General features: G+C 37.4%; 20 protein-coding genes. 15 read left to right on the top strand and 5 right to left on the bottom strand.

All coding sequences use genetic code 11. From position 1 onward, the window contains the following. Positions 1-39 precede the first annotated feature (39 nt). The 3 genes from ACFSQP_RS05715 to ACFSQP_RS05705 are packed head-to-tail and all read left to right on the top strand — an operon-like array spanning position 40 to position 2131. Positions 40-600 (top strand): hypothetical protein, encoded by a 561-nt coding sequence (locus ACFSQP_RS05715; protein WP_376892451.1) that lies wholly within the window; start codon positions 40-42, stop codon positions 598-600. Positions 601-647: 47 nt separating this feature from the next. Next, entirely contained in the window at positions 648-1265 is a 618-nt protein-coding gene (locus tag ACFSQP_RS05710; RefSeq protein WP_376892450.1) for a lipoprotein signal peptidase, read from the top strand. Between the two features lie 44 nt (positions 1266-1309). Next, positions 1310-2131, top strand: coding sequence for a M23 family metallopeptidase (locus ACFSQP_RS05705; protein WP_376892449.1), 822 nt, complete (start codon positions 1310-1312; stop codon positions 2129-2131). On the opposite strand, the gene ACFSQP_RS05700 is transcribed toward ACFSQP_RS05705, so the two are convergent. The 4 genes from ACFSQP_RS05700 to ACFSQP_RS05685 are packed head-to-tail and all read right to left on the bottom strand — an operon-like array spanning position 2128 to position 4998. Continuing rightward, positions 2128-2691 (bottom strand): 5-formyltetrahydrofolate cyclo-ligase, encoded by a 564-nt coding sequence (locus tag ACFSQP_RS05700; protein ID WP_376892448.1) that lies wholly within the window; start codon positions 2689-2691, stop codon positions 2128-2130. The two genes, ACFSQP_RS05705 and ACFSQP_RS05700, sit on opposite strands and share 4 nt — an antisense overlap. Before the next feature lie 15 nt (positions 2692-2706). Beyond that, on the bottom strand, positions 2707-3672 hold the full coding sequence (locus ACFSQP_RS05695) for a succinylglutamate desuccinylase/aspartoacylase family protein (RefSeq protein WP_376892447.1): 966 nt from the start codon (positions 3670-3672) through the stop codon (positions 2707-2709). 28 nt (positions 3673-3700) lie between these two features. Further along, on the bottom strand, positions 3701-4576 hold the full coding sequence (gene rimK, locus ACFSQP_RS05690) for a 30S ribosomal protein S6--L-glutamate ligase (protein WP_376892446.1): 876 nt from the start codon (positions 4574-4576) through the stop codon (positions 3701-3703). Beyond that, on the bottom strand, positions 4573-4998 hold the full coding sequence (locus ACFSQP_RS05685) for an ATP-dependent zinc protease family protein (protein WP_376892445.1): 426 nt from the start codon (positions 4996-4998) through the stop codon (positions 4573-4575). The genes rimK and ACFSQP_RS05685 overlap by 4 nt, the downstream gene beginning before the upstream one ends. A 188-nt stretch (positions 4999-5186) precedes the next feature. Here ACFSQP_RS05685 and uvrC point away from each other — a divergent pair, with 188 nt between their 5' ends. From uvrC to ACFSQP_RS05635, 10 genes are all read left to right on the top strand, one after another. After that, entirely contained in the window at positions 5187-6980 is a 1794-nt protein-coding gene (uvrC, locus tag ACFSQP_RS05680; RefSeq protein WP_376892444.1) for an excinuclease ABC subunit UvrC, read from the top strand. Then, positions 6977-9208 (top strand): patatin-like phospholipase family protein, encoded by a 2232-nt coding sequence (locus ACFSQP_RS05675; protein WP_376892443.1) that lies wholly within the window; start codon positions 6977-6979, stop codon positions 9206-9208. The genes uvrC and ACFSQP_RS05675 overlap by 4 nt, the downstream gene beginning before the upstream one ends. Positions 9209-9475: 267 nt before the next feature. Continuing rightward, positions 9476-10636 carry a homogentisate 1,2-dioxygenase gene (locus ACFSQP_RS05670; RefSeq protein WP_376892442.1) on the top strand — a complete coding sequence of 387 codons (1161 nt, stop codon included), beginning with the start codon at positions 9476-9478 and terminating at the stop codon, positions 10634-10636. Positions 10637-10718: 82 nt separating this feature from the next. Next, positions 10719-11882 carry a 4-hydroxyphenylpyruvate dioxygenase gene (hppD, locus tag ACFSQP_RS05665; protein WP_376892441.1) on the top strand — a complete coding sequence of 388 codons (1164 nt, stop codon included), beginning with the start codon at positions 10719-10721 and terminating at the stop codon, positions 11880-11882. A 137-nt stretch (positions 11883-12019) separates the two neighbouring features. Next, positions 12020-12802, top strand: a complete 783-nt coding sequence (locus ACFSQP_RS05660) for a DUF3108 domain-containing protein (RefSeq protein WP_376892440.1) — start codon at positions 12020-12022, stop codon at positions 12800-12802. A gap of 4 nt (positions 12803-12806) precedes the next feature. Next, positions 12807-13724, top strand: coding sequence for a tryptophan 2,3-dioxygenase family protein (locus ACFSQP_RS05655; protein ID WP_376892439.1), 918 nt, complete (start codon positions 12807-12809; stop codon positions 13722-13724). Further along, a complete protein-coding gene (locus ACFSQP_RS05650) occupies positions 13682-14998 on the top strand; it encodes a peptidoglycan DD-metalloendopeptidase family protein (protein WP_376892438.1) in 1317 nt (438 codons plus the stop codon). The genes ACFSQP_RS05655 and ACFSQP_RS05650 overlap by 43 nt, the downstream gene beginning before the upstream one ends. 4 nt (positions 14999-15002) lie before the next feature. After that, the gene (gene pgi / locus ACFSQP_RS05645; protein ID WP_376892437.1) at positions 15003-16643 is read left to right on the top strand and encodes a glucose-6-phosphate isomerase; all 1641 of its coding nucleotides are present in this window, start codon (positions 15003-15005) and stop codon (positions 16641-16643) included. A gap of 165 nt (positions 16644-16808) precedes the next feature. Then, the gene (locus ACFSQP_RS05640; RefSeq protein WP_376892436.1) at positions 16809-19403 is read left to right on the top strand and encodes a TonB-dependent receptor; all 2595 of its coding nucleotides are present in this window, start codon (positions 16809-16811) and stop codon (positions 19401-19403) included. Between the two features lie 105 nt (positions 19404-19508). Then, a complete protein-coding gene (locus ACFSQP_RS05635) occupies positions 19509-19949 on the top strand; it encodes a hypothetical protein (RefSeq protein WP_376892435.1) in 441 nt (146 codons plus the stop codon). A gap of 75 nt (positions 19950-20024) precedes the next feature. Here ACFSQP_RS05635 and ACFSQP_RS05630 read toward each other — a convergent pair whose 3' ends face one another. Next, positions 20025-21077, bottom strand: coding sequence for an endonuclease/exonuclease/phosphatase family protein (locus ACFSQP_RS05630; protein WP_376892434.1), 1053 nt, complete (start codon positions 21075-21077; stop codon positions 20025-20027). Positions 21078-21216: 139 nt separating this feature from the next. On the opposite strand from ACFSQP_RS05630, the gene ACFSQP_RS05625 reads away from it, so the two are divergent. Further along, entirely contained in the window at positions 21217-23979 is a 2763-nt protein-coding gene (locus ACFSQP_RS05625) for a carboxypeptidase regulatory-like domain-containing protein (RefSeq protein WP_376892433.1), read from the top strand. Between the two features lie 38 nt (positions 23980-24017). After that, positions 24018-25412, top strand: coding sequence for a DUF5689 domain-containing protein (locus ACFSQP_RS05620; protein WP_376892432.1), 1395 nt, complete (start codon positions 24018-24020; stop codon positions 25410-25412). Positions 25413-25457 lie beyond the last annotated feature (45 nt).

Here is a 25457-nt window from a genome sequence, read left to right as displayed (position 1 = left end):
GCCATTTTGGTTTGCAGTTCCGGCTACGGGCAAAAAAATATGCAGCGCCTAATTGATGCTTCCAAAATAAGTACCATTGATATTACAGGTACCACCATTTTTAAAATAACACTACAAACACAACCTGTGCAAACCGTTGCCATAAATGTATTGGTGGAAGGCGAGCATAATGAACAAATTGTTTTAAAAACCCAACAAAAAAACGACACACTTTTTGTAGGAACGGCCTACCAGCCGCTGTTTGTAAGACCAGACGACAAACTAGCAGCTAATAAAAAAATTTCAATCGAGTTACACCTTGAAATTCCTGAAAATTTGGTGGTTACTGTGTTTAGCGATATCGGATCGGTTAGTGCAAATGGTTCTTATAAATACCTAACTGCCGAACTTTTAAATGGCCATTTTGTAGCACAACAATTTACAGGATCCTTACATGTGGATACGTTGCATGGTAACATTCAGTTGGAAACCACAGCAGGAAATGTTAAGGCACATAGCAAGAAAGGCCTTGTAACTTCAGAAACCATTCCTAACGGGAATAATAACATCGAGCTTAATTCGGTGGGCGGTAATATAACCGTATCTAAAACCCTAAAATAGCGTACATTTGTAGCAATTTTTATTCAATTTAAGCACTAAAACTTCGCATGTCGTTAAAACAAGCTATTTTTTTAATAGGGATTATTCTAGTTATAGATCAGGCCAGTAAAATATATATAAAAACACATTTTGCTCTTGGCGAGGACATACATGTGTTTAATTGGTTTAAAATTTATTTCATTGAAAATGATGGCATGGCATGGGGTACAAAAATTAGCGATATACTAACTTCCATAACCGATAGGACCGCTAAAATAGCCCTCACACTTTTTCGTATTGTGGCCCTTTTTGGCATAGGCTACTGGTTGTATCTTGTAACTAAAAAACAACAATCTAAAATTTTAATATGGGCCGTAGCGCTTGTTTTTGCAGGAGCTTTGGGGAATATTATCGATTCGGTTTTTTACGGTGTTATTTTTAGTGATAGTTATGGCCAAGTTGCTAGTTTTTTGCCGGAAACTGGCGGTTACGATAGTTTGCTGCACGGAAAAGTTGTAGATATGTTGTATTTTCCACTCTGGAAAGGTTATTTGCCAGAATGGGTGCCTATTTGGGGTGGTACCTATTTTACCTTTTTTGAGCCGGTTTTTAATGTGGCCGATATGGCTATTAGTACTGGTTTTATATTGCTTATTGTTTTTAATAAAACTGCCTTTGGCCATTAAATAAAACGAATAAAAAAGCCCAATTACCTCTAAAATAATTGCTTATGACAGTTTATCAAAAACAACTTGGTGTTCTCCTGTTTTGTATATCTTTTCAAATGGTTGCGCAATTAGATGTTTCATCGCGTTTTGAAAATATAGACAATGGTTTCGAATTTTATGCAGATAATAATGAGGCTGTTCCGGTTTCTATGCGCGTCAATTTTAAGTTAAAAAATTTAAGTTCTTCCGAAGGAAATAATAAAATTTTTATACTTCCTGCGGCAACCAAAAATATTAAACTTACCACCTTAACACGTGAAAAAAAAGGAAAATACACGGTAAGTGCATCTACACAATTTCAATATGGTAATCACTATTTAACTGACTACGATGTTAATTATCCATACTATTTGCCCTTTAAGGAAGGTGAAGCGTACTTATTGTCGCAAGGTTACAACGGTACAATTTCTCATCACAACGAAAATGCATTGGATTTTACCATGCCTGTAGGTACACCTATTTTGGCTGCGCGTGGTGGTTTGGTATACCAAATAGAAGATACGAACTCCAAAAGCTGCCCGTCGCCTTCTTGCGAAAAGTATAACAATAAAATAATTATTTACCACAACGATGGCACCTTTGCGGAGTACACCCATATTAAACGAAAAGGGGCTCAAGTACAAGTAGGAGACCTTGTTAAAAAAGGCGATTTAATTGCATTAAGTGGAAACGTAGGCTGGTCCACAGGACCTCATTTGCACTTTGTTGTATTTATACAGCAGCTTGAAGGCAGAAAAACATTGGAAACAAAATTTAAAATTAACAATACCACTGCGCCCCAATTATTAACAGCAAAAACAACTTACAAGCGTACGTATAATTAAAACGTATAAATTTTATTTGGCGTTACACAGTAATCCAAAGGGACATCGGTTTCAAAAACATCGGTTATGTGTTTTTCAGCCTGAAAAAAAGAAAGGCCAATTTTAAGAGTCTCTGGCCGGCAGTTTTTTAAAAAACCATCGTAAAACCCTTTGCCATAACCTACCCTATGCCCGCTTTCATCAAAAGCCAGTAAAGGAACAAATACAACGTCCAGTAGGTTGTTAGCTATAGGAATACCAGAAACAGGTTCTGGAATATGGTAGCGGTTTTTTTTTATAACGGTGCCATCTGTAAGTAAAAAATGCGTCAGACTATTATTTTCAAAATTACTTTTGGAAACAACAATATGTTTATCCTTTCCCGATAGAATACTTAAAATAGGGTTGGTATCAATTTCTTTTTGTTCGGTAATGGATAGGAAAATATGATAATACGAAAAATGCCAAATAGGTAAAGTCAGTAAATTATTGGCAATGTTAAGGCTATGCGTATCAAGGGTTTCACAATCAATAGCTTGACGTTTTTTTTTATAAATATGTCGTAATTCCGATTTAGTCATTCTAAAAAAATAGGTTCAGTTTTTTACCCGTGTGGTAATATGAAATAAAGCATCGCCTTGGTATACTAAAGGCGATTCATTTACATTTATAATATACCCCGAACTTTCGGCTCTAACAAAATGATTAAACTTGCCGTATGGATCGGTTATATGGCCTAATATGGTTTCTTTTTTTACGCGAGTTCCGGTGCTTACTGTAGCCTTAAACATACCCGAATAGCTAGCGCGTTGCCATTTGCTAGCCATTACAAACACAGATTTTTGCTTGGGTGCGCTTACTGTAAATTTAGATTGGAGCATGCCTAGGCTATGCAGCACGCGCTTGGCGCCATTTACACCGGTATTGGTAACATTGGTATCTATATGATGCGATTTTCCGCCTTCAAACAACAAAGTAGCAATACCCGCTTTATAAGCAGTTTCCCGAAACGATTTTTTTAAATTTTTAGAATACAGCACAAAGGGCGCCCCAAATGTTTTGGCCAAGGTATCCAAGCGACTGCTATTTTTTGCAATGCGCACTTGTGGCGCATTAAAACGGCCAGCACCACCTGTATGAAAATCCAATACAAAATCTGCTTGATTGAGAATTTCGTTGGTTAATTTATAGGCCACACGACTAGCTAGTGAGCCTTGCTTTAAACCAGGAAATACCCTATTTAAATCTCTACCGTCCGGAAATTCGCGACTTAAATTTATAAAACCAAAAATATTAATAATAGGTATGCATATTACAGTTCCGCATTTAGGTTTGTTTATACCTTTTGCTATTAGCTGACGCACAATTTCAATGCCATTCAATTCGTCGCCATGAATTCCCGCTGTTAACAAAACGGTTGGACCAGGTTTTTTGGAACGTTCTACAATAATGGGAACATCTATGGACGTGGCCGTATGCAATTTTGCAACATCAAAATTAAGCTCATAGCTTTTACCGGGCTCTATATTTTGTCCTAAAATGGTAATGGTTTTGTGCAACATACGCCGTTAGCAGGTTTGGTTTGTGGTTTTATTTTTTGTTCCGTTCAATAAAAGATATAATGGCTTTCGCTATATTTTTACCTGTAGCGGCTTCTATACCTTCCAATCCGGGAGTGGAATTTATTTCCAACAATAAGGGGCCTCTGGAAGATTGCAACATGTCCACACCACAAACGGGTAATCTTAATGCCCTGGCCGAATTGGTAGCCAAACGGATTTCGTCTGCGCTTAATTTTATAATATTAGCAGAGCCACCGCGGTGTAAATTAGATCTAAACTCGCCTTCTTTTCCTTGGCGTTTCATGGCTCCTACTACTTGGCCGTCCACTACCAGCGCCCGGAGGTCTGCCCCGTCGGCTTCTTTAATAAATTCTTGTACAATTACACGGGCTTCTAAACCGTTAAAAGCTTCTAAAACAGATTCGGCTGCGTTTTTAGTTTCTGCTAAAACCACACCTAGGCCTTGGGTGCCCTCTAATAATTTTATAATTACAGGCGCACCACCAACGTGAGCCAACACCTCTTTGGCGTCTCGCGAGTAATTGGTAAAAACCGTTTTAGGCATGCCAATTCCTGCTTTGCTTAATAATTGTAAGCTTTTTAATTTATCGCGCGAGCGCAAAATAGAACCCGACGAAACAATGGAGAAGGCTCCCATCATTTCAAACTGTCTAACCACAGCACAGCCGTAAAATGTTATAGACGCTCCAATTCTGGGTATTATGGCATCTACATAATCCAAATACCGATCTTTGTAGTAAATGGTTGGTTTTTCTTTTTCAATAATAATATCGCATTTCAATGGGTCAATAATTTCAACCTTATGATGGCGCTTTTGGGCTTCCTCAACCAAGCGTTGTGTGGAATATAAATGTGGGTTCCTGGAAAGGATAACGATGTTCATGATTGTTTTTTGTTATAAGATACATTTTGTAAATCCACATCTATTAAAAATTTTTTCGCCAAAAATTGACGGCCTAATAATACGGGAAATCGCATGTCGTCTCGTGTGCTTAAAGTTAAGTTTATTTTATATGTTTTTCCAAAGACTACCACTTCGGATTTTATTTTAAATCTGTTTTCTTTAAAACCATTACTGCTTTTTACATTAGTAAGGCTGTAGTCTGTAAACACGACTTCTTTACCGTTAAAATTAGGGTGCCCTTTACTGTAAAAGGTGCATCGCAAGGTGTTTTCCGTTTCAATTATTTTAGAGCAATGAATAGCCGAGGTATAAGCACCACTATCTATTTTGGCATCTACATTAAATAAATCAAGTTTTGGGAAGTCTATTTTATCCGTGCGCCCAATTAGTTGTTTTGTCATGGTTTTACCGAGTGTGAAATTAATGCAATGTAGTAAATAGCTTTTTCTTTTAACATATTTTAGGTTACAAATTGCAACAGCTTTTAAAGACTTATTTTTAAACTAATAACGTATTTTTAAAGAAAAATAATATGTATTTTTAGTTGGAAACTATTTGAAGACCTCAAGAAATAAGTACCTTTGATGCTATGGCCACAGCTGATTTAGAAATACAACTAAAAACATTACCAGACCAACCGGGCGTGTATCAATATTACGACAGCGAAGGTAAAATTTTATACGTTGGAAAGGCAAAGAATTTAAAAAAACGCGTTAGTTCCTATTTTACCAAAAATCACGATAGTGGTAAAACACGTGTATTGGTAAAAAAAATAGCTAAAATTAAGCACATTGTTGTAAATACAGAAACCGATGCCTTGCTGCTGGAAAATAACCTAATTAAAAAATACCGCCCGCGTTACAATGTCCTTTTAAAAGACGATAAAACCTATCCGTGGATTTGTATAAAAAACGAACGCTTTCCGCGTGTGTTTTCTACGCGGCGCGTTATTAGGGACGGATCTGAATATTTTGGTCCTTATACCAGTATGAAAACGGTTGCTACTTTATTGGATTTAATTCGGGGATTGTTTTTGTTACGCACCTGTAGCTACGATTTGGCACCAGAAAAAATAAACGCCGATAAGTATAAGGTGTGTTTGGAATACCATTTAGGTAACTGCAAAGGACCTTGCGAAGGCCGCCAAACAGAGGCTAACTATCTGGAAAATATTGCGTCTATTAAAGAAATTTTAAAAGGAAACTTTAAAACTTCTTTGGTGCAGTTTAAAAGTCAGATGAAAACATTTGCAGAAAATATGCAGTTTGAAGAAGCCCTACGCATTAAAGAAAAAATTGAAGTGCTTGAAAACTATCAGGCCAAATCTACTATTGTTAACCCAAAAATTAGTAACGTAGATGTATTTTCTATAATTAGCGATGCCGAGTATGCGTATATTAATTTCTTACAGCTATCTTATGGGTCAATTATCCGTTCGCATACCCTAGAAATTAAAAAGAAACTTCAGGAAACAGATAAAGAGTTACTAGAATTGGCTATTACCGAAATTCGGCAGCGTTTTAATTCCAATTCTAAAGAGGTTTATGTCCCATTTTCTGTTAATTTGGGCGGGCAGTTAAAAGTAACTATTCCGCAGTTAGGCGACAAAAAACTCATTTTGGAACTCTCCTTACGCAATGCCAAATATTACAGAATGGAGCGCTTTAAACAGGTGAAAATTACCGATCCAGATAGGCATGTTAATCGTATAATGGCACAAATGAAAACCGATTTACGACTATCTGAAGAACCCCGGCATATTGAGTGTTTCGATAACTCGAACATTCAAGGAACGCATCCTGTAGCCGCTTGTGTGGTTTTTAAAAATGGCAAACCAAGTAAAAAAGATTACCGCCATTTTAATATAAAAACCGTTGAAGGGCCAGACGATTTTGCTTCTATGGAGGAAGTTGTTTACCGGCGCTACAAACGTTTATTAGACGAAAATAAACCCTTACCGCAACTTATTATAATAGATGGTGGTAAAGGCCAATTGTCCTCCTCCTTAAAAAGCTTGGAAGCCTTGAATTTACGCGGTAAAATTGCTATTATTGGTATTGCTAAACGCTTGGAAGAATTGTTTTATCCAGACGACCCAATCCCGTTGTATTTAGATAAAAAAAGTGAAACCTTAAAAATAATTCAGCATTTACGAAACGAAGCGCACCGCTTTGGTATTGAACACCACCGAAACAGACGCAGTAAAACAGCTTTAAATACCGAATTGGAAAGTATTCCGGGAATTGGCGAAAAAACAATTGTAGATTTGCTAAAACATTTTAAATCGGTTAAACGGATTTCTCAAGCCTCAAGACAAGAGCTAGAAGCTGTTGTTGGCGTGTCGCGCGCTAGTAAAGTTTATACCCATTACCACAGTTTATGAAACAGCTTGTATTACTATTAACTTTAATTATGGGAGGCATTGGATATGCCCAAATTCCCGATTCTCGGGAGGATATTAAGGTGGGACTGGTGTTAAGTGGAGGTGGTGCCAAAGGTTTGGCACATATTGGTGTGCTAAAAGTTATAGACAGTTTGGGGATTCGCGTGGATTATGTGGCAGGAACTAGTATGGGTGCCATTGTTGGCTCTTTATATGCTTCGGGGTATTCGGGAAAAGAAATAGATTCTATTTTAAAAGATGTCGATTTCGATAAAATTATAAACGACAACTTACCGCGAGCTGCTAAAACATTTTACGAGCGTGAAAATTCAGAGCGCTATGCCTTAACGCTTCCCTTCGATAAATTTAAATTTAAATTGCCTTCGGCACTATCCAGAGGGCAAAACACGTTAAGTTTACTGTCTAAACTTACCTTGCACGTAAGCGATATAAACGATTTTAGTCAGTTACCCATACCGTTTTTTTGTATTGCTACCGATGTAGAAACCGGCCAGGCAGTAGTGCTGGATAAAGGTAATTTGGCGCAAGCTATTGTGGCAAGTGGTGCTTTCCCTTCCTTATTTCAGCCGGTGGTTATTAACAATCAAATATTAATTGATGGCGGCGTCGTAAACAATTACCCCATAGACGAGCTAAAAGCCAAAGGCATGGATGTTATTATAGGTGTAGATGTGCAAAGCGATTTGGCAACGCGCGAAGAACTGCAGTCAGCCCCAGATATTATTCTTCAAATTAATAACTATCGCACCATTAACGATATGAAATTGAAGGCTAAAAATACCGACATTTATATAAAACCCGATATTACAGGTTACACGGTGGTATCCTTTAGCGAAGGAAAAAAAATTGTCGAAAATGGCGTGTTAGCGGCTCTTAAAAAACAAGCACAACTGGAGGAAATTGCAAATAGTCAGATTATAAAGCCAAAGGTATTTAAACCCATTGCACCAATAGATAGTATTCGAATTAATAACATCACTATTTCGGGAAATGATAAATACACGCGCTCCTATATTATTGGAAAACTTAAAATAAAACCAGGAGAAACCATAAAATATAGTGCCTTTGTATTAGGTGTTAATAATTTGGCAGCAACCAACAATTTCGATAGTGTAATGTATCAATTACAACCAACACAAAACAATACGGCCTATAATTTGGACGTGGTAGTTATTGAAACCAAAACCCGAACATTTTTTAAAATGGGTTTGCACTACGACGATTTGTATAAAACTGGGGTGCTGTTAAACCTAACGCGCAAACAGCTGTTGTTTAAAAACGATGTGTCTTCATTAGATTTTGTTTTGGGCGATAATATTCGGTATCATTTCGACTATTTCATTGACAAAGGATTTTATTGGAGTGTGGGTTTAAGTTCGCGCTACAACCAATTTAAAAAGAATGTTCCAGCAGCTTCCTTGCTATCTCAAGAAGCTTTAAGTGCCACAAACCTAAATAAGTTGGATGTAGAGGTATCGGACTTTACCAATAGGTTTTTTATACAAACCGTTTTAGGTAACGATTTTGCCTTGGCTTTAGGGGCAGAACACAAACGTTTTAAAGTAGTGTCGGAAACAATTTTTTCCGAAGTAAATAACGATGAAACCGTTTTTGACAATAGCGATTATGTAAGCTTTTTTGCACGCCTAAAACTGGATACGTACGATAATAAATATTTTCCAAACGAAGGCTTCTTGTTTGATGGCGATTTTCATTTGTATGCCTATTCATCCGATTTTAACAATAGTTTTTCCGAATTTTCTATCGTTAAAGCCAAAATGGGCTACACCAAAAGCTGGGGAGATTTTTCTTCAAATTTAACGGTGCAAGGTGGTTTTAAAATAGGCGAAGACTCGTCGCCTTATCTGGACTTTGTGTTGGGTGGCTATGGTTATAATTTAATAAATAATTTTATTCCATTTTTTGGTTACGACTACCTCTCTATTCCCGGCGATAGTTTTGTAAAGGCCCATTTAAGCATGGATTACCAATTGTTTAAAAACCACCATCTGGTGGCCGACATTAATATGGCCAATGTAGATACCAATATTTTCGACACAGGCGAATGGCTAACGGCACCCAGCTACACTGGGTACGCTTTGGGCTATTCCGTAAAAACCTTTATTGGTCCTATTGAAGCAAAATACAGCTGGTCTCCCGAAGTAAAAAGAGGTGTTTGGTTTTTTAACCTCGGTTTTTGGTTTTAAACCAGCCAAAAATTTTTAAAAAAAGTCCTTTTTTTTTCAGATATTTGTACATACATGAAAAACCTTTGGACAGCATTATTAGCCCATCTTCAATTTCTTATTAAAAGAAATCCAGAGTAATACGCATATTTTTCAGGTTGCGCAAAAATTATTAGGTGCGCAAAAATCATTTTTATTTTAGTATATTTAAAAGCTTTTAAAAAAGTTATGTACCGCATGTAACATGCTTTTATTACAAGACAAACACCTACCAAAACATATAGTATTATGCCTTTTTATCATAAATTAGGAAAAATCCCGCCAAAGCGCCACATCCAGTTTCGGAAGGCCGATGGCAGTCTTTATTACGAACAACTTTTTGGCACTATCGGTTTCGATGGCATGTCTACAAATTCATACCACGAACAGCGCCCAACACAGGTTAAAGAAATTTTGAAACAATACAGTGTTGCACCAAAAATTGCCAAAGAGAACAGTATTAAATCCTACCGTTTTAGAGGTTTTCAAGTGCCACCAGAAAACGATTTTCTAGACAGTCGTAAAACCGTATTAGTAAACAGCGATTGCAGTATTGTTTTAGCTGCACCAAAAAAATCGACCGAAGATTATTTTTATAAAAATACCGATTCCGATGAGGTTATTTTTGTGCATAAAGGTACCGGTAAATTACGCACCATGCTGGGTAATTTGGATTTTAAATATGGCGATTATTTAGTTATTCCACGCGGTATTATTTACAAAATAGATTTCGATACGGAAGATAACAGATTGTTTATTGTAGAGTCCAAACATCCAATTTACACGCCCAAACGGTATCGGAACTGGTTTGGCCAACTGTTGGAGCATGCACCGTTTTGCGAACGCGATATTAGGCAACCACAGGAGTTAGAAACCTATAACGAATCTGGCGACTTCCTAATTAAAGTAAAAAAACAAGACGATATTTTCGATATGTTGTATGCCTCACACCCGTTTGATGTGGTAGGTTATGACGGGTTTAACTATCCTTATGCGTTTTCTATTCACGATTTTGAGCCCATAACAGGTCGCATACACCAGCCGCCACCAGTACACCAAACTTTTGAAACAGCCGCTTTTGTTATTTGTAGTTTTGTACCGCGTTTATATGATTACCATCCAGAGGCAGTTCCTGCGCCCTACAACCATAGCAATATAGATAGCGATGAGGTGCTTTATTATGTAGATGGCGATTTTATGAGTAGAAACGATATAGATCAAGGACATATTTCATTACATCCAGCAGGTATTCCTCACGGACCACACCCGGGTGCCGCAGAGCGTAGTATTGGAAAAACAGAAACAGAAGAATTGGCCGTAATGGTAGACACCTTTAAACCATTGCAAATAACTGAAGAAGCTATGAAAATAGCCGACGAAGATTATTATAAATCCTGGTTAGAACACTAATTGATTACAGTAAAAATACGAAACAACACAAATAGTTGCGGCTGTAAAATGAACCGCAACCACGAAAAACACTCCCAAAATTATGAGCAAAAAAGAGATTAAATCTGTGGAATACGGATTAGAAAAAATTTTTGAAGGTGCCGAAGACTTTTTACCGCTTTTAGGAACCGATTATGTTGAGTTTTATGTGGGTAACGCCAAACAAGCAGCCCATTTTTATAAAACCGCTTTTGGCTTTCAATCTTACGCTTACAAAGGTTTAGAAACAGGATCTAAAGATCAAGTAAGTTACGTTTTGGTTCAAGATAAAATTCGCTTGGTTTTAACCACACCGTTAAATAGTAAATCACCTATAAACGATCATATTGTAAAACATGGCGACGGCGTTAAAGTAGTGGCGCTATGGGTGGATGACGCCAGAAGCGCATATGAGGAAACCACCAAGCGTGGTGCCAAATCCTACATGGAGCCAACCGTGGAAAAAGACGAGCATGGCGAAGTAGTGCGCGCCGGTATTTATACCTACGGCGAAACGGTACATATGTTTGTTGAACGCAAAAACTACAACGGTACCTTTATGCCTGGTTTTGTGGCTTGGAAATCCGACTACAACCCAAAGCCAACCGGCTTAAAATTTATAGACCACATGGTAGGAAATGTAGGTTGGAACGAAATGAATATTTGGGTAAAATGGTACGAAGATGTTATGGGCTTTGTTAACTTTTTGTCTTTTGACGATAAGCAAATACACACCGAATACTCCGCTCTTATGAGTAAAGTAATGAGTAACGGTAATGGCCGCATTAAATTTCCAATAAACGAGCCAGCCGAAGGTAAAAAGAAATCGCAAATTGAAGAATATTTAGATTTTTACGAAGGTCCAGGCGTGCAGCATATTGCTGTAGCAACAGACGATATAATTAGTACTGTATCCGATTTACGGTCGCGCGGCGTAGAGTTTTTATCAACACCACCAGAGGAGTACTACAAATCTGTGCCAGGGCGTTTGGAGGAGTTTAGCCACGAATTGCGCGAAGATATTGAAACCTTAAAGGCTTTAGGAATTATGATAGATGCCGACGAGGAAGGCTATTTGTTACAAATTTTTACCAAGCCCGTGGAGGACAGACCAACGTTGTTTTTCGAGATTATTCAGCGCATGGGAGCCAAAGGTTTTGGAGCAGGAAACTTTAAGGCGCTTTTTGAATCTATTGAGCGCGAACAAGCGTTGCGCGGAACCTTATAATTTGCGTACAGCAGAACATATTATTAAAAACTCTATCATTCATACCGATAGAGTTTTTTTTGTTTCCTATTTTTGGAATAGTAATTGTATTCTGTAAAGTAAAAAGCTTTTATAACATTACAATTTGCTTATTATTTATGAAAAAGATATTACTAACCATAAGTATTCTACTGTTTTTGCAACAATCCTATTCTCAAAACGAAAGCGCTTTTGGTGCAGGCGAGTGGTTTCGTTTTGATATGAGTTACAGCGGTTGGATGAAGGCCGGCGAAGCTACCTTAACCGTACATGAAACAACTTACAAGGAGAAACCCGTTTTTCATGTGGTTGGAAAAGGGTGGACAACAGGCGCTGTTAGTTGGTTTTTTAAAGTAGAGGACCGGTACGAGAGCTATTTCGATAAAACATTAAACATACCCTATCGGTTTATTAGAGATATAGACGAAGGTGGGCATACTAAAAATATTGAAATAGAATTCGACCAAATTCAACATAAAGCCCATGTGCATAATTTAAAGCACAATACTAAAAAAACATTTCAAACCAAACCGAACATTCAGGATATGCTTTCTACATTTTATTATTTAAGAAATAATATGGATATTAACAACCTGAAAGTAAACGACGAGGTAGCTGTAACCATGTTTTTTGATGAAGAAAATTATGGGTTTAAATTACGCTACCTAGGTCAGGAAGTTATCAAAACCAAATTTGGTAAAATAAACAGTTTAAAGTTCAGACCTTATGTCATGGCAGGGCGTGTGTTTAAGGAGGAAGAAAGTTTAACCCTTTGGGTTTCTAACGATAAAAATAGAATACCTTTACGGGTAAAAGCTAATTTAGCAGTAGGCTCCTTGCGCGCCGATTTAAATGCCTTTAAGGGTTTAAAACATCCGTTTACCATTATAGTAGAAAATTAATAGTATGACAAACGATATTTCTAATCAACTAAAAGAAAAATTTGACAATCTTGGTCAAGATTTAGAGGTTCACTTACAAGGTTTGCTTTACAGTAAACCCATTAATTATTGGGATTACATACAAACCGATGCCTTGCTAAACCTACAAACCCAGCGTAGCACTTTGCCAGACGAAATGGTGTTTATTATGTACCATCAAATTAACGAATTGCTATTTAAAATGGCATTATGGGAGCTAGACCAAGTTGCTAATGCCAACACGGTAACAGCCCCTTTCTTTTCGTCTAAACTTATGCGTATTAGCAGATATTTTGACATGCTTACGGCTTCTTTCGAAATTATGCGCGATGGTATGGAAGTAGAACAATACAACAAATTCCGATTAACCCTTACACCAGCCAGTGGGTTCCAGAGTGCGCAATACCGGCAAATAGAGTTGGCTTCTACAGAACTTATTAACTTAATAGATAACCGTTTTCGCGAAACCATAGACCGAAATACACCTTTCGAACATGCTTTTGAACATTTGTATTGGCAGGCTGCTGGAAAAGATTATAAAACGGGTAAAAAAAGTTATTTATTAACAGTTTTTGAAGAGCGATACAAAGATGAATTTATTAGATTTGCGAAATTCTACAATACGCGCAATCTTTGGACTAAATTTAAATCATTGCCAGAGGCCGTAAAAACGAATCAAGATTTAGTAAATGCCATGCGCCATTACGATTATACCGTAAACATAAAATGGGTAATGGCACATTACAATACAGCCAATCATTATTTAAATATTGGCGGTAAAACTACAGAAGCAACAGGAGGAAGCGAATGGGTAAAATATATGCATCCAAAATATCAACGACGAATATTTTTTCCAGAATTATGGAGCGAACAAGAATTAGCAGACTGGGGCAAGAATGTATAATTCTATGTGCCGTTTTATTAGTTTTAGTAAGTTGTAAAAATCAAGTTCCAGACGACCTAATTAACGAGGAGGACGAATTTGCAGCCATTGTACCCGAAGAGGAATTGCGAGAGTTTGGCTTTAACCTAAATGAGTATGTTGTAAAACGCGATACCATAAGGAAAGGCGATAGCTTTGGTATTATAATGGAGCGCTATAAAATAGGGTATCCTAAAATATTTGAAATAGCCGAGCAAACCAAAAATGATTTCGATATTACCAAACTAAATGTAGGTAAACCATATACAGTTTTATGCTCTAAAGACTCTATTCAGCGTGCCCTATCGTTTATATATCAGCCAAATAGAGAGGAATATGTAGTTGTAAATTTTAAGGACTCCATTCATGCCTTTACCAGCAGGAAACCCATAAAGTATGTAGAAAAAGAGTTTTCAGGGGTTATTAATAGTAACATTTCACAAACCCTTTCGGACCGTGGTGTTAGTTTGTTATTAGCCTACAAAATGTCCGATATTTACGCATGGACCATAGATTTTACCCGATTGCAAAAAGGCGATTATTTTAAAGTAATTTATACAGATAAGTACATAGATGATAGCATTTATGCTGGCGTAGATAAAATTAAAGCCGTTTATTTTGAGCACCGTAACGAGCCTTTTTATGCCTTTCATTTTGAAACCGATCCAGAAAGAGGTTTAAGCGATTTTTTTAATGAAGACGCCAAAAATCTGCGTCGGGCTTTTTTAAAAGCACCAGTGGAGTATAAGCGTATTTCCTCTCGGTTTAATTTAAAACGCCGAATTGCCTTGTACGGAAACAGGATTAGGCCACACAGAGGAACCGATTTTGCCGCAAAAATTGGCACCGAAATTAGAGCAACAGCTAATGGCGTTGTTACCAAATCGGCGTACACCAGAGGCAACGGTAATTACGTAAAAATAAGACATAACGCGACCTACGAAACACAATATTTGCACATGAAAAAGCAAAATGTAAAAGTGGGGCAGTATGTAAAACAAGGCGATGTAATTGGCTGGGTTGGAATGACGGGTAATACCTCTGGACCACATGTGTGTTATCGTTTTTGGAAAAACGGCAAACAAGTAGATCCGTTTAAGGAAAAACTACCAGAAGCCGAACCAATTTCCGATAGCCTCCGAGCGCAATATCTAGAACATATTAAACCAATAAAAGGACAGCTAGATGCTATCCCAATGCCAAACCCCTCTATTTTAGACAACACACCAGAAGATTTAATTTCACAACTAGATTAATAACATGGCGTTACCTAAAATTAATCCAACTAAAACAACAGCCTGGAAACAGCTTTATGAGCATTACAATACCATAAAGGACCAGGAAATGAAAACCATGTTTGCCGCAGACACCAATAGGGTAAACACGTTTTCAATTACTTGGGATGATTTTTATGTCGATTTTTCTAAAAATAGAATAAACGCCACAACGCAAAAACTATTACTACAATTAGCTTCAGAAATTAAATTGCAAGAAGCTATAAACAAGCAATTTTCGGGTTGTTTAATAAACGAAACCGAGGGAAGAGCTGTTTTACACACAGCCCTGCGTACTCCCAAAACAACCCCTGTTTTGGTGGAAGGCGCCAATGTAATGCCGCAAATACAAACGGTTAAGAAAAAATTAGAACGTTTTAGCAGCCAAATTATTAATGGCCAATTAACAGGCTACACCAACCAGCCCTTTACCGATGTTGTTAATATTGGTATTGGCGGCTCTGATTTAGGACCACATATGGTAGTGGAGGCACTTGGATATTATAAAAACCACTTACAAACACATTTTGTAAGCAATATAGATGGCGATCATGTTCAGGAAACATTAAAAAAGTTTCATCCAGAAACGACCCTTTTTATTATTGTATCCAAGTCGTTTGTAACCCAAGAAACCCTAACCAATGCCAATACCATATTGGCATGGTTTTTAAATACGGCCCCAAAAGCGGCCATAGCGAAACACTTTGTGGCGGTTACGGCCAACACTAAAAAAGCAGAAGCCTTTGGCATTAATCCGGAGTACATTTTCCCTATGTGGAATTGGGTAGGCGGTCGGTTTTCGTTGTGGAGTGCCGTAGGCTTATCAATATGTTTGGCATTGGGTTATCGGAATTTTGAAAAGCTTTTAAGTGGTGCCAACCAAATGGATATCCATTTTACTACAGCACCTTTCGAAAAAAACATACCAGTAACGCTAGCGCTATTAAGTGTTTGGTATAACAATTTTTTTGAAGCAGAAAGCGAAGCTGTTATTCCCTATACCCAGTATTTACATCGGTTTGTAACATATTTGCAACAAGGTGTAATGGAAAGTAATGGCAAGTCTGTAGATAGAAATGGCCAACCAATAAACTACCAAACGGGGACACTTGTATGGGGGCAACCAGGAACAAACGCTCAACATGCGTTTTTTCAACTGTTGCATCAAGGCACAAAATTAATTCCTGCTGATTTTATTGGTTTTGCAGAATCGCTTCATGGTAATAAAACCCACCAAGATTTACTAATCTCTAATTTTTGTGCGCAAACGGAAGCCCTTATGAACGGCAAAACCGAAACTGAAGTACAACAGGAATTAACCGCCAAAGGGTTATGCAATAAAGAGATACAAGCCATCTTACCTTTTAAAGTGTTTGCGGGTAATAAACCAACAAATACCATTTTTATCAAAAAATTGACTCCCGAAAATCTTGGCAAACTTATAGCTTTGTACGAGCATAAAATTTTTGTGCAAGGTTGTGTCTGGAATATTTGTAGTTTTGATCAGTTTGGGGTAGAATTAGGAAAACAGTTAGCTACTACAATTCTGGCAGATGTAAAAAATAACACTTTTACAAACCATGATGCTTCCACTACTAAGATTTTAAATTTTTACTTAAATAAATAAAATTTCATTGTTAAAAAATCTGTTAATAGCTTTATTTATTAGCAAATTATCACATTGAAATATTTTTTATCTTACCTCAAGCGGAAAAACTTAACCTTAATTTCATGTTAATATGCTTTAAAGCGTTAATTTTGCCGAAAATTTCAAACCAATCTTAATAATACAATGAAAAAAATTACAAGATTATTTTTTGCAACAGCATTTTTAATAAGTGCTATTGCTATGGCCCAAAGTACTGTTACAGGTACTATTATGGATGCCGAAATGAACGCGCCACTGCCAGGTGCAAACATTATTGAAGAAGGTACAACAAACGGCGTATCTTCAGATTTTGATGGGAACTTCACTATTAAAACAGAGCGTACCAATACTGTTTTAGTAATTTCTTATGTAGGGTACGAAACAAAAAAAGTAACGGTTACAGGGAGCCAAAGCATTGGTAACATTGTATTATCTAGTAATAATACCTTGGAAGAGGTTGTTATTGTTGGTTCGGGAGTAATTGATTTAGCGGAGGAACGCGCCACACCAATTGCGGTATCTACCATAAAGCGTGCTGAAATTCAAGAGCGTGCAGTGGGTAACGTAGAGGTATCGGAAATTGTAAAAAACACACCATCTGTTTATATTTCCGGACAAACTGGTTTTGGCGATTCGCAAATGTTTTTACGTGGTTTCGACCAAACAAACATTGCGGTTTTATTAAATGGACAGCCTGTAAATGGTATGGAAGATGGTCGTGTGTACTGGTCTAACTGGTCTGGTATTGCCGATGTAGCCAATGGCGTACAATTACAACGTGGTTTAGGATCTTCAAAATTAGCTATTTCGTCTGTAGGTGGAACCATGAACCTTATTATGAAGTCAACAGACAGAAATAAAGGTGGCTTTGTACGTTTTATGGGTGGTAACGATAGTTACTTCAAAGGAACCGTTTCTTACGACACTGGTTTAAGCGAAAAAGGTTGGTCTTTTTCTGTATTGTTAGATCATTGGCAAGCGCATAGAAAATGGGCGCAAGGTACCTTTGGTTCTGGTCAAACCTATTTCTTATCTGCTGGTTACAAGCCAAACGAAAACCATACATTCAATGTTTTGTTAACTGGAGCGCCACAACAACACGGTCAGAGATGGTCTCAAAGCAAAGAAACACTGGAAAATACGCCAAAGTTTAACCAACACTGGGGTTATACAGAAGGTTTAAACGGGACACAATATTCTAAAGGTATTGAATCTGAAAGAACAAACTACTACCACAAACCAGTATTTAATTTTAACTGGGACTGGAATATTTCAGAAAAATCTGAATTAGCTACAGTAGCCTACGCATCTTGGGGCCGTGGTGGCGGAACGGGCGACCGTGGTCGTGGACGAATTCGTACGGCAGACGGACAAATAGATTATTTTGCTATTGAGCAGCAGGCATTAGCTAACGACAATGGTATTGGTAACGAAAGTGGCGAGCGCAACACCTCGTACATTCGTCGTTCATCTGTAAACAACCACGCTTGGTATGGTTTGGTAACAAGCTTTAACCATGAAATTACAGACGAATTAAGCTTTAACGTAGGTGCCGATGTACGTTTGTACAGAGGTGATCACTTCCGTCAGGTAGCCGATTTTTACGGATTAACAGGTTGGGCAAACGACAGACCAGATGGCGCTGTAGTAACGCAATCTTTCGATCCAAAACCATGGGCTTCATTATTTGATTTTGCAGATGAAGGTCAGCGTATTGATTACGATTATTCAGAAAACATTAATTACCAAGGTGCTTTTGGACAAATTGAATACGCGAACGATAATTTTTCTGTATTCTTCCAAGGAGCTGTGTCCAATCAATCTTACCAGAGAGAAGGCCGTTTTGAAGGTGAAGGTTTAGGTAAGTCTGATAAATTAGACAAATTAGGTTACAACTTAAAAGGTGGTGTATCTTACGCGATAGATCCAAATAGTAGCCGTATTTACTTAAATGCAGGTTTCTATTCAAGACAACCATTTTTAGATAACATCTTTAAGGATATTAGAAGCTCTAACGACATCTTTAAAAATCCAGAGGTGGATAACGAAGAAATTACAAGCTTTGAGTTAGGCTATAAGTTTAAGGTATCTAATTTTAGAGCCGATTTTAACTTTTACTACACAGACTGGGACAACCGTGTTATTTTAGGTACGGATATTGACGACAACGGAACACCGGGCGATGACTCGGATGATATAGAGTTAAACGTTTTTGATAGAGGTGTGCGTCAAATTCACAAAGGTGTGGAATTAGATATGGAATACCGTATTACCAATGCTATTAGCTTAACAGGTTATGTGTCTGGTGGTAGCTGGGAGTACGATGGTACATCGGATGTATCTGTTTACAACGACCGTACTGGCGAGCTAATTTCTGAATCGCCAGGAACAGACAGAAACGGTGTTAAAATTACCAATGCACCACAATTTACAGCTGGTTTTGGAACCCGCGCACGCATTATTGATGGATTAACATTGTACGGTAACATTAATTACTACGACCGTTTGTTTGAAAACGATGGTAACTCTGTGCAAACAGAAAATGTGGGTAGAATTGCTGCTTACTCCTTAACAGATGTTGGTGTATCTTACGATTTTGAATTTGGTGGTCAGCGTTTAACTTTTGTTGGTAACGTTTACAACGTATTTGATGAGGTAAGAATTCAGCAATCTGATAACTTTGGATACTTTAATACAAATGGTTTAACATTTAACGCTTCTGTGAAGTATAAGTTTTAATAAACCTATTCTATAAGTAAATTTTAAAGCCGCTTCCTTTCGGAGCGGCTTTTTAATTCCCATTATTTAGTACCTTTGTAACAACTAACTTATAAACTTTAAAATATGTATAACACCGTTAACATTTTGCATTCGCATTGGGCGTATTTAGTCCTTTTAATTTTGGTTTTGGCCACTGTAAACGCGGTAGTAAAGCTGCTTGCTGGTAAAGAATATGCACCAAAAGATTTCAGAATTTCTTTATTTGCCCTTATTGTTTCGCACATTCAACTATTAATTGGAATAATTTTGTACGCCGTTGGCCCTTATATAAATATAGTGAAAGAAGCGGGTATGGGTGCTGTAATGAAAGATAGTACCTTACGCTCCAATATTGTAGAGCACCCAACTACCATGATTGTTGCTGTGGTGCTTATAACCATTGGTTACTCCAAACATAAAAAGAAACTAACTTCTAAAGCCAAATTAAAAATGCTAGCTATTTTTTATACCCTAGCTTTGGTTTTGGTGTTGTCTAAAATTCCTTGGAAAACATGGTTGGCTTAATCTGCTATTTTCAGTAAAGAAAAGCGCCTTTTAAATTTTATTAAAAGGCGCTTTTTTTATGGTCTGGTGTGGTTGTTAATCCACTTGTTTAATGAGGTATATGTAGGCTGGAAAATGGTCGCTGAAACCATCTGTAAAACCGCCGTTAGAAAAACTTCGAAATGGATAGCCTTTATAACGTCCTTTTTTGTTTACCAAGTAGTTTTTATTAAAAACGTGTGCTTGGTATAAGCGCCAGGAGCTATAATCTTTTTCTAAAAATGGCTGTGTTACTAAAACCTGATCGAATAAGCTCCAACTGTCTCTGTAGGCATTGGAGCCTATGCCCATTTTAAATAAGCTTTCAAAAGGATTGTAAATACCTTTTAAGGCAACATCTTCCTTTTCTTTTTTAGCGCCTAAAACGTCTTTTATACTGGTATTGGTTGGGTCGTCGTTAAAGTCGCCCATAATAATCACTTTAGCATAGGGGTCTGCCGTTTGTAAGGAATCTATAATTTTTTTACTTAATTTGGCAGCCGCAACACGCTTCGGTCTGCTTCTGGCCTCGCCACCGCTTCGGGATGGCCAATGATTTACTAGAATATGAATTAATTCGCCGTCTAATTTACCACTAACCAACAGTTGGTCTCTGGTATAAACGCGTCTTCCAGAGCGATCGTCAATAATAACCAACTCGTGGTTACTGCTGTGGGTAGGCGTAAAATATTTCTTTTGGTATATTAAACCAACATCAATACCTCTTCTATCGGGCGAATCGTAATGGATAACACCGTAGTCTTTGGAAAATAATTGGGGGTCGTTAACGACATCTTCCAGTACCTTTATGTTTTCAACTTCGGCAACACCAATTATTACGGGCGAATTTTTAGCTGTATCCGTGCCAATGTCGGCCAGTACACGCGCCATATTATGCACTTTTTTCTTATAAATGGTGCTGGTGTTAACCTTCATTTCCATAATTGGGCTTGCTTCGTCGTTTTTATTTGGGTCGTTAATGGTGTCAAATAAATTTTCTAGATTGTAGAAAGCAACCGTGTGAATTTTAAATTTTTTAGCTTCTTGAGCGTTTACGCTTATCGTGAGGCATATAAAGGCCAATAATGCCCCAATTTTAAACTTTTTCATTACCTTATTGTATTATATTCAATTCTTGATTTACAAATCTCACGCCAAAAGTAGATATTTATTATAAATAATGTAAATTTGCACGCCCATTTAATTCAGATTTAACGAAAGTATCAATTTTAAAATTATAAATTCTAACATGAAAAAAAGTTTAATTGTTTTTTTATTTGGATTTTTCTCCACCGTTGCGGCTATTGCCCAAGAAACGGTAGTGAAAGGAAGTGTTACAGAAGGCACTTCATTAAATCCAATTCGTAATGTAACTGTTACCATTGAAGGTACAGATATTACAACTTTAACGGACGAAAATGGAATGTTTGAGCTACGTTCAAATTTACCGTTAGGAGAGCAGGTTTTAAGAATTTCTAAAGACGAGTATGTTTTTAAGCGTTACCCAATTGTTATTAACCAAGGGCAAACGGTAAACATAACCGATATGATTTTGGAACGAGATACAGCTGCCGATTTGTTTACCATAAACTTAACCGATGATGAGTTGGACGACGAATCTGGTGGTTTGGATAATATTTCGGGCTTGCTGCAGTCTTCTCAAGATGTGTTTCAGCGTACAGCAGCTTTCGAGTGGAGCTCATCGTTTTTTAGAGTACGTGGTTTAGATTCGGAAAATGGTAGCGTTTTAATTAATGGTATCGAAATGAATAAGTTGTACGATGGCAGACCGCAATGGAGCGATTGGGGTGGCTTGAATGATGTACTTCGTAACCAAGAATTAACAACAGGTTTAGCGCCTTCAGCTTACACGTTTGGTGGTGTTTTAGGTACTACAAACATGAATGTTCGTGCTTCGCAATATCGCGAAGGTGGTCGTGTTACGTATTCATCTTCCAACAGAAGTTATACAAACCGTGTTATGGCTAGCTATGCTTCTGGCTTATTAGAAGGTGGTTGGTCCTATGCTATTATGGGCGGCAGACGCTGGGGTAAAGAAGGTTTCCAGGATGGGACTTTATACGATGCTAATTCATTTTTTGTGGCCGTAGAAAAGAAAATTAACGACAACCACAGCATTAACTTTACATCCATGTACACGCCTAACCGTCGTGGAAAATCGTCGCCTAACACACAAGAGGTATACGATTTAAAGGACATTAAGTATAACGAATACTGGGGTTGGTTAGATGGTGAAAAGAAAAATTCGCGCATTAAAGAAATTGAAGAGCCTATTTTTATGTTAAACCATTACTGGGATATTAACAGTAAAACAACCTTAAACACAAATGTTGGTTACCAATATGGGAAAATTGGAAACAGCCGTTTAGATTACAGTGGTGGTGCTAATCCAAGTCCAGCTTACTACCAAGACTTACCAAGCTACTTTTTAGCAGATTCAGATGGTCCAGATTATGCTGGCGCCTTCTTAGCACAGCAAAACTTCCAAAACAATGGTCAGATAAACTGGGAGCGTATTTTAGATGCCAACCTTACCAACGCATCTGTAGGCGATACCAATGCTTACGCCTTGTATGAAGACCGTACAGACGATGAGCAGTTTACCGTTAACTCTATTTTTAACACCGAAATTAACGACAATATTATTTTTAATGCTGCTGTTAATTACAAAAACTTAAAGTCTAAAAACTTTGGTGAAATCATCGATTTACTTGGTGGTTCTGGGGTTTTAAATGTCGATTCGTTTGATAATTACCAATTTGACAACCGAAACCCAAGCCGAATTTTAGGTGAAGGCGATAAATTCCGCTATAACTACAATATTTACGCCGATGTTATTTCCGGTTATGCGCAAGCACAATTTAAATACAGTAAAGTGGATTTTTATTTGTCTGGTGGTATTACAAGCACCTCTTACCAGCGTGATGGCCTGTGGGAACACAGTAATTTCCTTGGAGACCTATCGTACGGGAAAGGCGAAAAATTAAACTTTACAGGTATTGCTGCAAAAGCTGGCTTTACTTATAAAATTACCGGTAAGCACCTAATAGATGTTAACGGTGGCTATATTACAAAAGCACCAACAATTAGAAATACCTATTCTAACTCCAGAGACAACCACAATATAGTGGATAATATTACGGAAGAAAAAATTACCAGTGTAGATGCTAGCTACATCTTCCGTTCGCCTATAGTTAAGGCCAAACTTACAGGTTATTACACAAAAATTGAAGACGCCAATGAAATTGGTTTCTATTATGCCGATGGTATCTTTGCGCTAGGAGTTTCTAACGATGGTCAAGAGTTTAACGATTCTAGTGCTTTTGTGCAAGAAGTTTTACAAGGTGTAGATAAAAGACACATTGGTGCCGAATTAGGTATTGAGACACAGGTAACACCTACCATTAAATTAAAAGGTGCGGCTTCTGTAGGTCAGTACACCTACGATAACAATCCAAACTTATATTTAACATCCTCTAGCTTTAACAGAACTCCAACTACTAAAGCTAATTTAAAAGACTATAAAATTGCAGGCGGACCACAAGAGGCATACTCTGTTGGTTTTGAATACCGCGATCCAGACTACTGGTGGTTTGGTGCTACTGTTAACTATTTGGCAAAAGCCTACATAGATGTTAGTCCGTTGTTAAGAACGCAAAACTTCTATTTAGCTAATGATGGTTTGCCAATAAATAATTACGATGAAAACATTGCCAGAGAATTATTAAAACAAGAAGAGATTGATCCGTATTTTACTGTAAATTTAACAGGTGGAAAATCTTGGAAAGTTGGCGATTATTATATTGGCGTGTTTGCAAGTGTAAACAACTTACTAGACGAAGTATATAAAACAGGCGGTTTTGAGCAAGGTAGAAATGCTAACTATAACGAGTTGTTAGCTGATAACCAAGCGCCTAAACGTCAGTTTGGACCAAAATACTGGTACGGACGTGGTGCTACTTACTTTGTAAATGTTAACTTTAGATTCTAAAACGAAAAAGAAAAAATAAATTAAACGTATTATTAATTATGAAAACAAATAAATTTTTAACCCTAGTACTAACCGTAATTGCTAGTTTAGCAATTGTATCGTGTGTGCAAGATGACGATTATACCATACCTGCTAGTTTAGGAAGCGAGGAAAATGCCCGTTTAAATAAGTTGTTAGCAAATGGTACTGAAATTTCTATAGCTGAAGCAAAATTAATGTATACCGAAGGCGACTTCTTAGAGCCAATAGACGAGAACATTTACATTAAAGGTTATGTGTCTTCCTCCGATAAATCTGGAAACTTCTTTAAAGAGTTTTACTTACAAGATAGCCCATCAAACCCTACTACAGCTATAAAAGTTATTATTAACCAAGTAGATTTATACAACCAATTTAACTTTGGTCGTGAGGTTTATGTTAGCCTAAAAGACCTTTACATTGGTGAGGAGCGTGTAGGAAACGGTATTACAGCTATTGGCGGTGGTATTGAAACCGACCGTTTTGGAACAACTGTTACCAGTATTGGTGAAACCAAAGCAACAACCCGTGTTTTAAGATCGCCAGTTACCGAAACCATGATGCCTTTAGAGCTTGCCATTTCGGAAGTAAATGAAGACCTAGTTGGTATATATGTACAATTAAACGATGTAGAGTTTGCGGATAACGTTTTAGGACTTCGCTATTTCGATCCACAAGAAGATTTCGATACAAAAAGAGCCCTTCAATCTTGCGAAAGTGTTAATTACACAACTATTAACCTAGAAACAAGTTCTTTCTCTAATTTCAAAAATGAATTGCTTCCAACTGGTAACGGTACACTTAAAGCCGTAGTAAACAAAACTTTTGATGGTAGTTCTGTGGTTTTAGCTTTAAATACGGTAGAGGATGTTAACTTAATGGGCGAGCGTTGTACGTTGGCAACACCAATTTTTAGCGAAGATTTTGAATCTGGTACGCGTTTTGACGATGTTAACTTGCCAGGATGGACAAACTTTAACGTAAATGGTGGTTCTAACTTATTTGTATTTAGAGATTTTAACGATAATATGTACGCGCAAATATCAGCATTTAACTCCGGAGAAAACCCATTAAATGCATGGTTAGTAACCCCAGGTATTGATTTAAGTGGTTTAAGCTCTGCAGCACTATCTTTCCTAACAAAAGATGGTTTTAATAATGGTGCAGGTTTAAAAGTATATGTGTCTACCGATTTTTCTGGTGATCCAACAACTGCTACTTGGACAGAATTATCAGAAGCAAATATAGCCACTGGAACAAGCAGTGGTTTTGCAAGCAGTTTTACCTTTTCGGGTAATTTAGATTTGTCTGCTTACCTAGGCGACACCGTTTATGTTGCTTTTGAATACAACGGCGCTGCAAATGGTATTACAACTACTTACCAGATAGATGATGTGTCTGTAGTAGCAAACTAATTACAATACGTTTAAAAGTATCTTAAAGCTCCGCTGGTTTTGCCA

It is taken from the genome of Bizionia sediminis, from assembly GCF_042684585.1.
Classification (GTDB): domain Bacteria; phylum Bacteroidota; class Bacteroidia; order Flavobacteriales; family Flavobacteriaceae; genus Algorimicrobium; species Algorimicrobium sediminis.
The sequence above is the reverse complement of the archived record's forward strand: the minus strand, read 5'-3'. Positions and strand labels throughout refer to the sequence as shown.

Excerpts from the sequence above, each read along its gene's own strand:
- ACFSQP_RS05715 (WP_376892451.1), top strand. The coding sequence starts at position 40 with ATGCAGCGCCTAATTGATGCTTCCAAAATAAGTACCATTGATATTACA.
- ACFSQP_RS05710 (WP_376892450.1), top strand. The coding sequence starts at position 648 with ATGTCGTTAAAACAAGCTATTTTTTTAATAGGGATTATTCTAGTTATA.
- ACFSQP_RS05705 (WP_376892449.1), top strand. The coding sequence starts at position 1,310 with ATGACAGTTTATCAAAAACAACTTGGTGTTCTCCTGTTTTGTATATCT.
- ACFSQP_RS05700 (WP_376892448.1), bottom strand. The coding sequence starts at position 2,691 with ATGACTAAATCGGAATTACGACATATTTATAAAAAAAAACGTCAAGCT.
- ACFSQP_RS05695 (WP_376892447.1), bottom strand. The coding sequence starts at position 3,672 with ATGTTGCACAAAACCATTACCATTTTAGGACAAAATATAGAGCCCGGT.
- rimK (WP_376892446.1), bottom strand. The coding sequence starts at position 4,576 with ATGAACATCGTTATCCTTTCCAGGAACCCACATTTATATTCCACACAA.
- ACFSQP_RS05685 (WP_376892445.1), bottom strand. The coding sequence starts at position 4,998 with ATGACAAAACAACTAATTGGGCGCACGGATAAAATAGACTTCCCAAAA.
- uvrC (WP_376892444.1), top strand. The coding sequence starts at position 5,187 with ATGGCCACAGCTGATTTAGAAATACAACTAAAAACATTACCAGACCAA.
- ACFSQP_RS05675 (WP_376892443.1), top strand. The coding sequence starts at position 6,977 with ATGAAACAGCTTGTATTACTATTAACTTTAATTATGGGAGGCATTGGA.
- ACFSQP_RS05670 (WP_376892442.1), top strand. The coding sequence starts at position 9,476 with ATGCCTTTTTATCATAAATTAGGAAAAATCCCGCCAAAGCGCCACATC.
- hppD (WP_376892441.1), top strand. The coding sequence starts at position 10,719 with ATGAGCAAAAAAGAGATTAAATCTGTGGAATACGGATTAGAAAAAATT.
- ACFSQP_RS05660 (WP_376892440.1), top strand. The coding sequence starts at position 12,020 with ATGAAAAAGATATTACTAACCATAAGTATTCTACTGTTTTTGCAACAA.
- ACFSQP_RS05655 (WP_376892439.1), top strand. The coding sequence starts at position 12,807 with ATGACAAACGATATTTCTAATCAACTAAAAGAAAAATTTGACAATCTT.
- ACFSQP_RS05650 (WP_376892438.1), top strand. The coding sequence starts at position 13,682 with ATGGAGCGAACAAGAATTAGCAGACTGGGGCAAGAATGTATAATTCTA.
- pgi (WP_376892437.1), top strand. The coding sequence starts at position 15,003 with ATGGCGTTACCTAAAATTAATCCAACTAAAACAACAGCCTGGAAACAG.
- ACFSQP_RS05640 (WP_376892436.1), top strand. The coding sequence starts at position 16,809 with ATGAAAAAAATTACAAGATTATTTTTTGCAACAGCATTTTTAATAAGT.
- ACFSQP_RS05635 (WP_376892435.1), top strand. The coding sequence starts at position 19,509 with ATGTATAACACCGTTAACATTTTGCATTCGCATTGGGCGTATTTAGTC.
- ACFSQP_RS05630 (WP_376892434.1), bottom strand. The coding sequence starts at position 21,077 with ATGAAAAAGTTTAAAATTGGGGCATTATTGGCCTTTATATGCCTCACG.
- ACFSQP_RS05625 (WP_376892433.1), top strand. The coding sequence starts at position 21,217 with ATGAAAAAAAGTTTAATTGTTTTTTTATTTGGATTTTTCTCCACCGTT.
- ACFSQP_RS05620 (WP_376892432.1), top strand. The coding sequence starts at position 24,018 with ATGAAAACAAATAAATTTTTAACCCTAGTACTAACCGTAATTGCTAGT.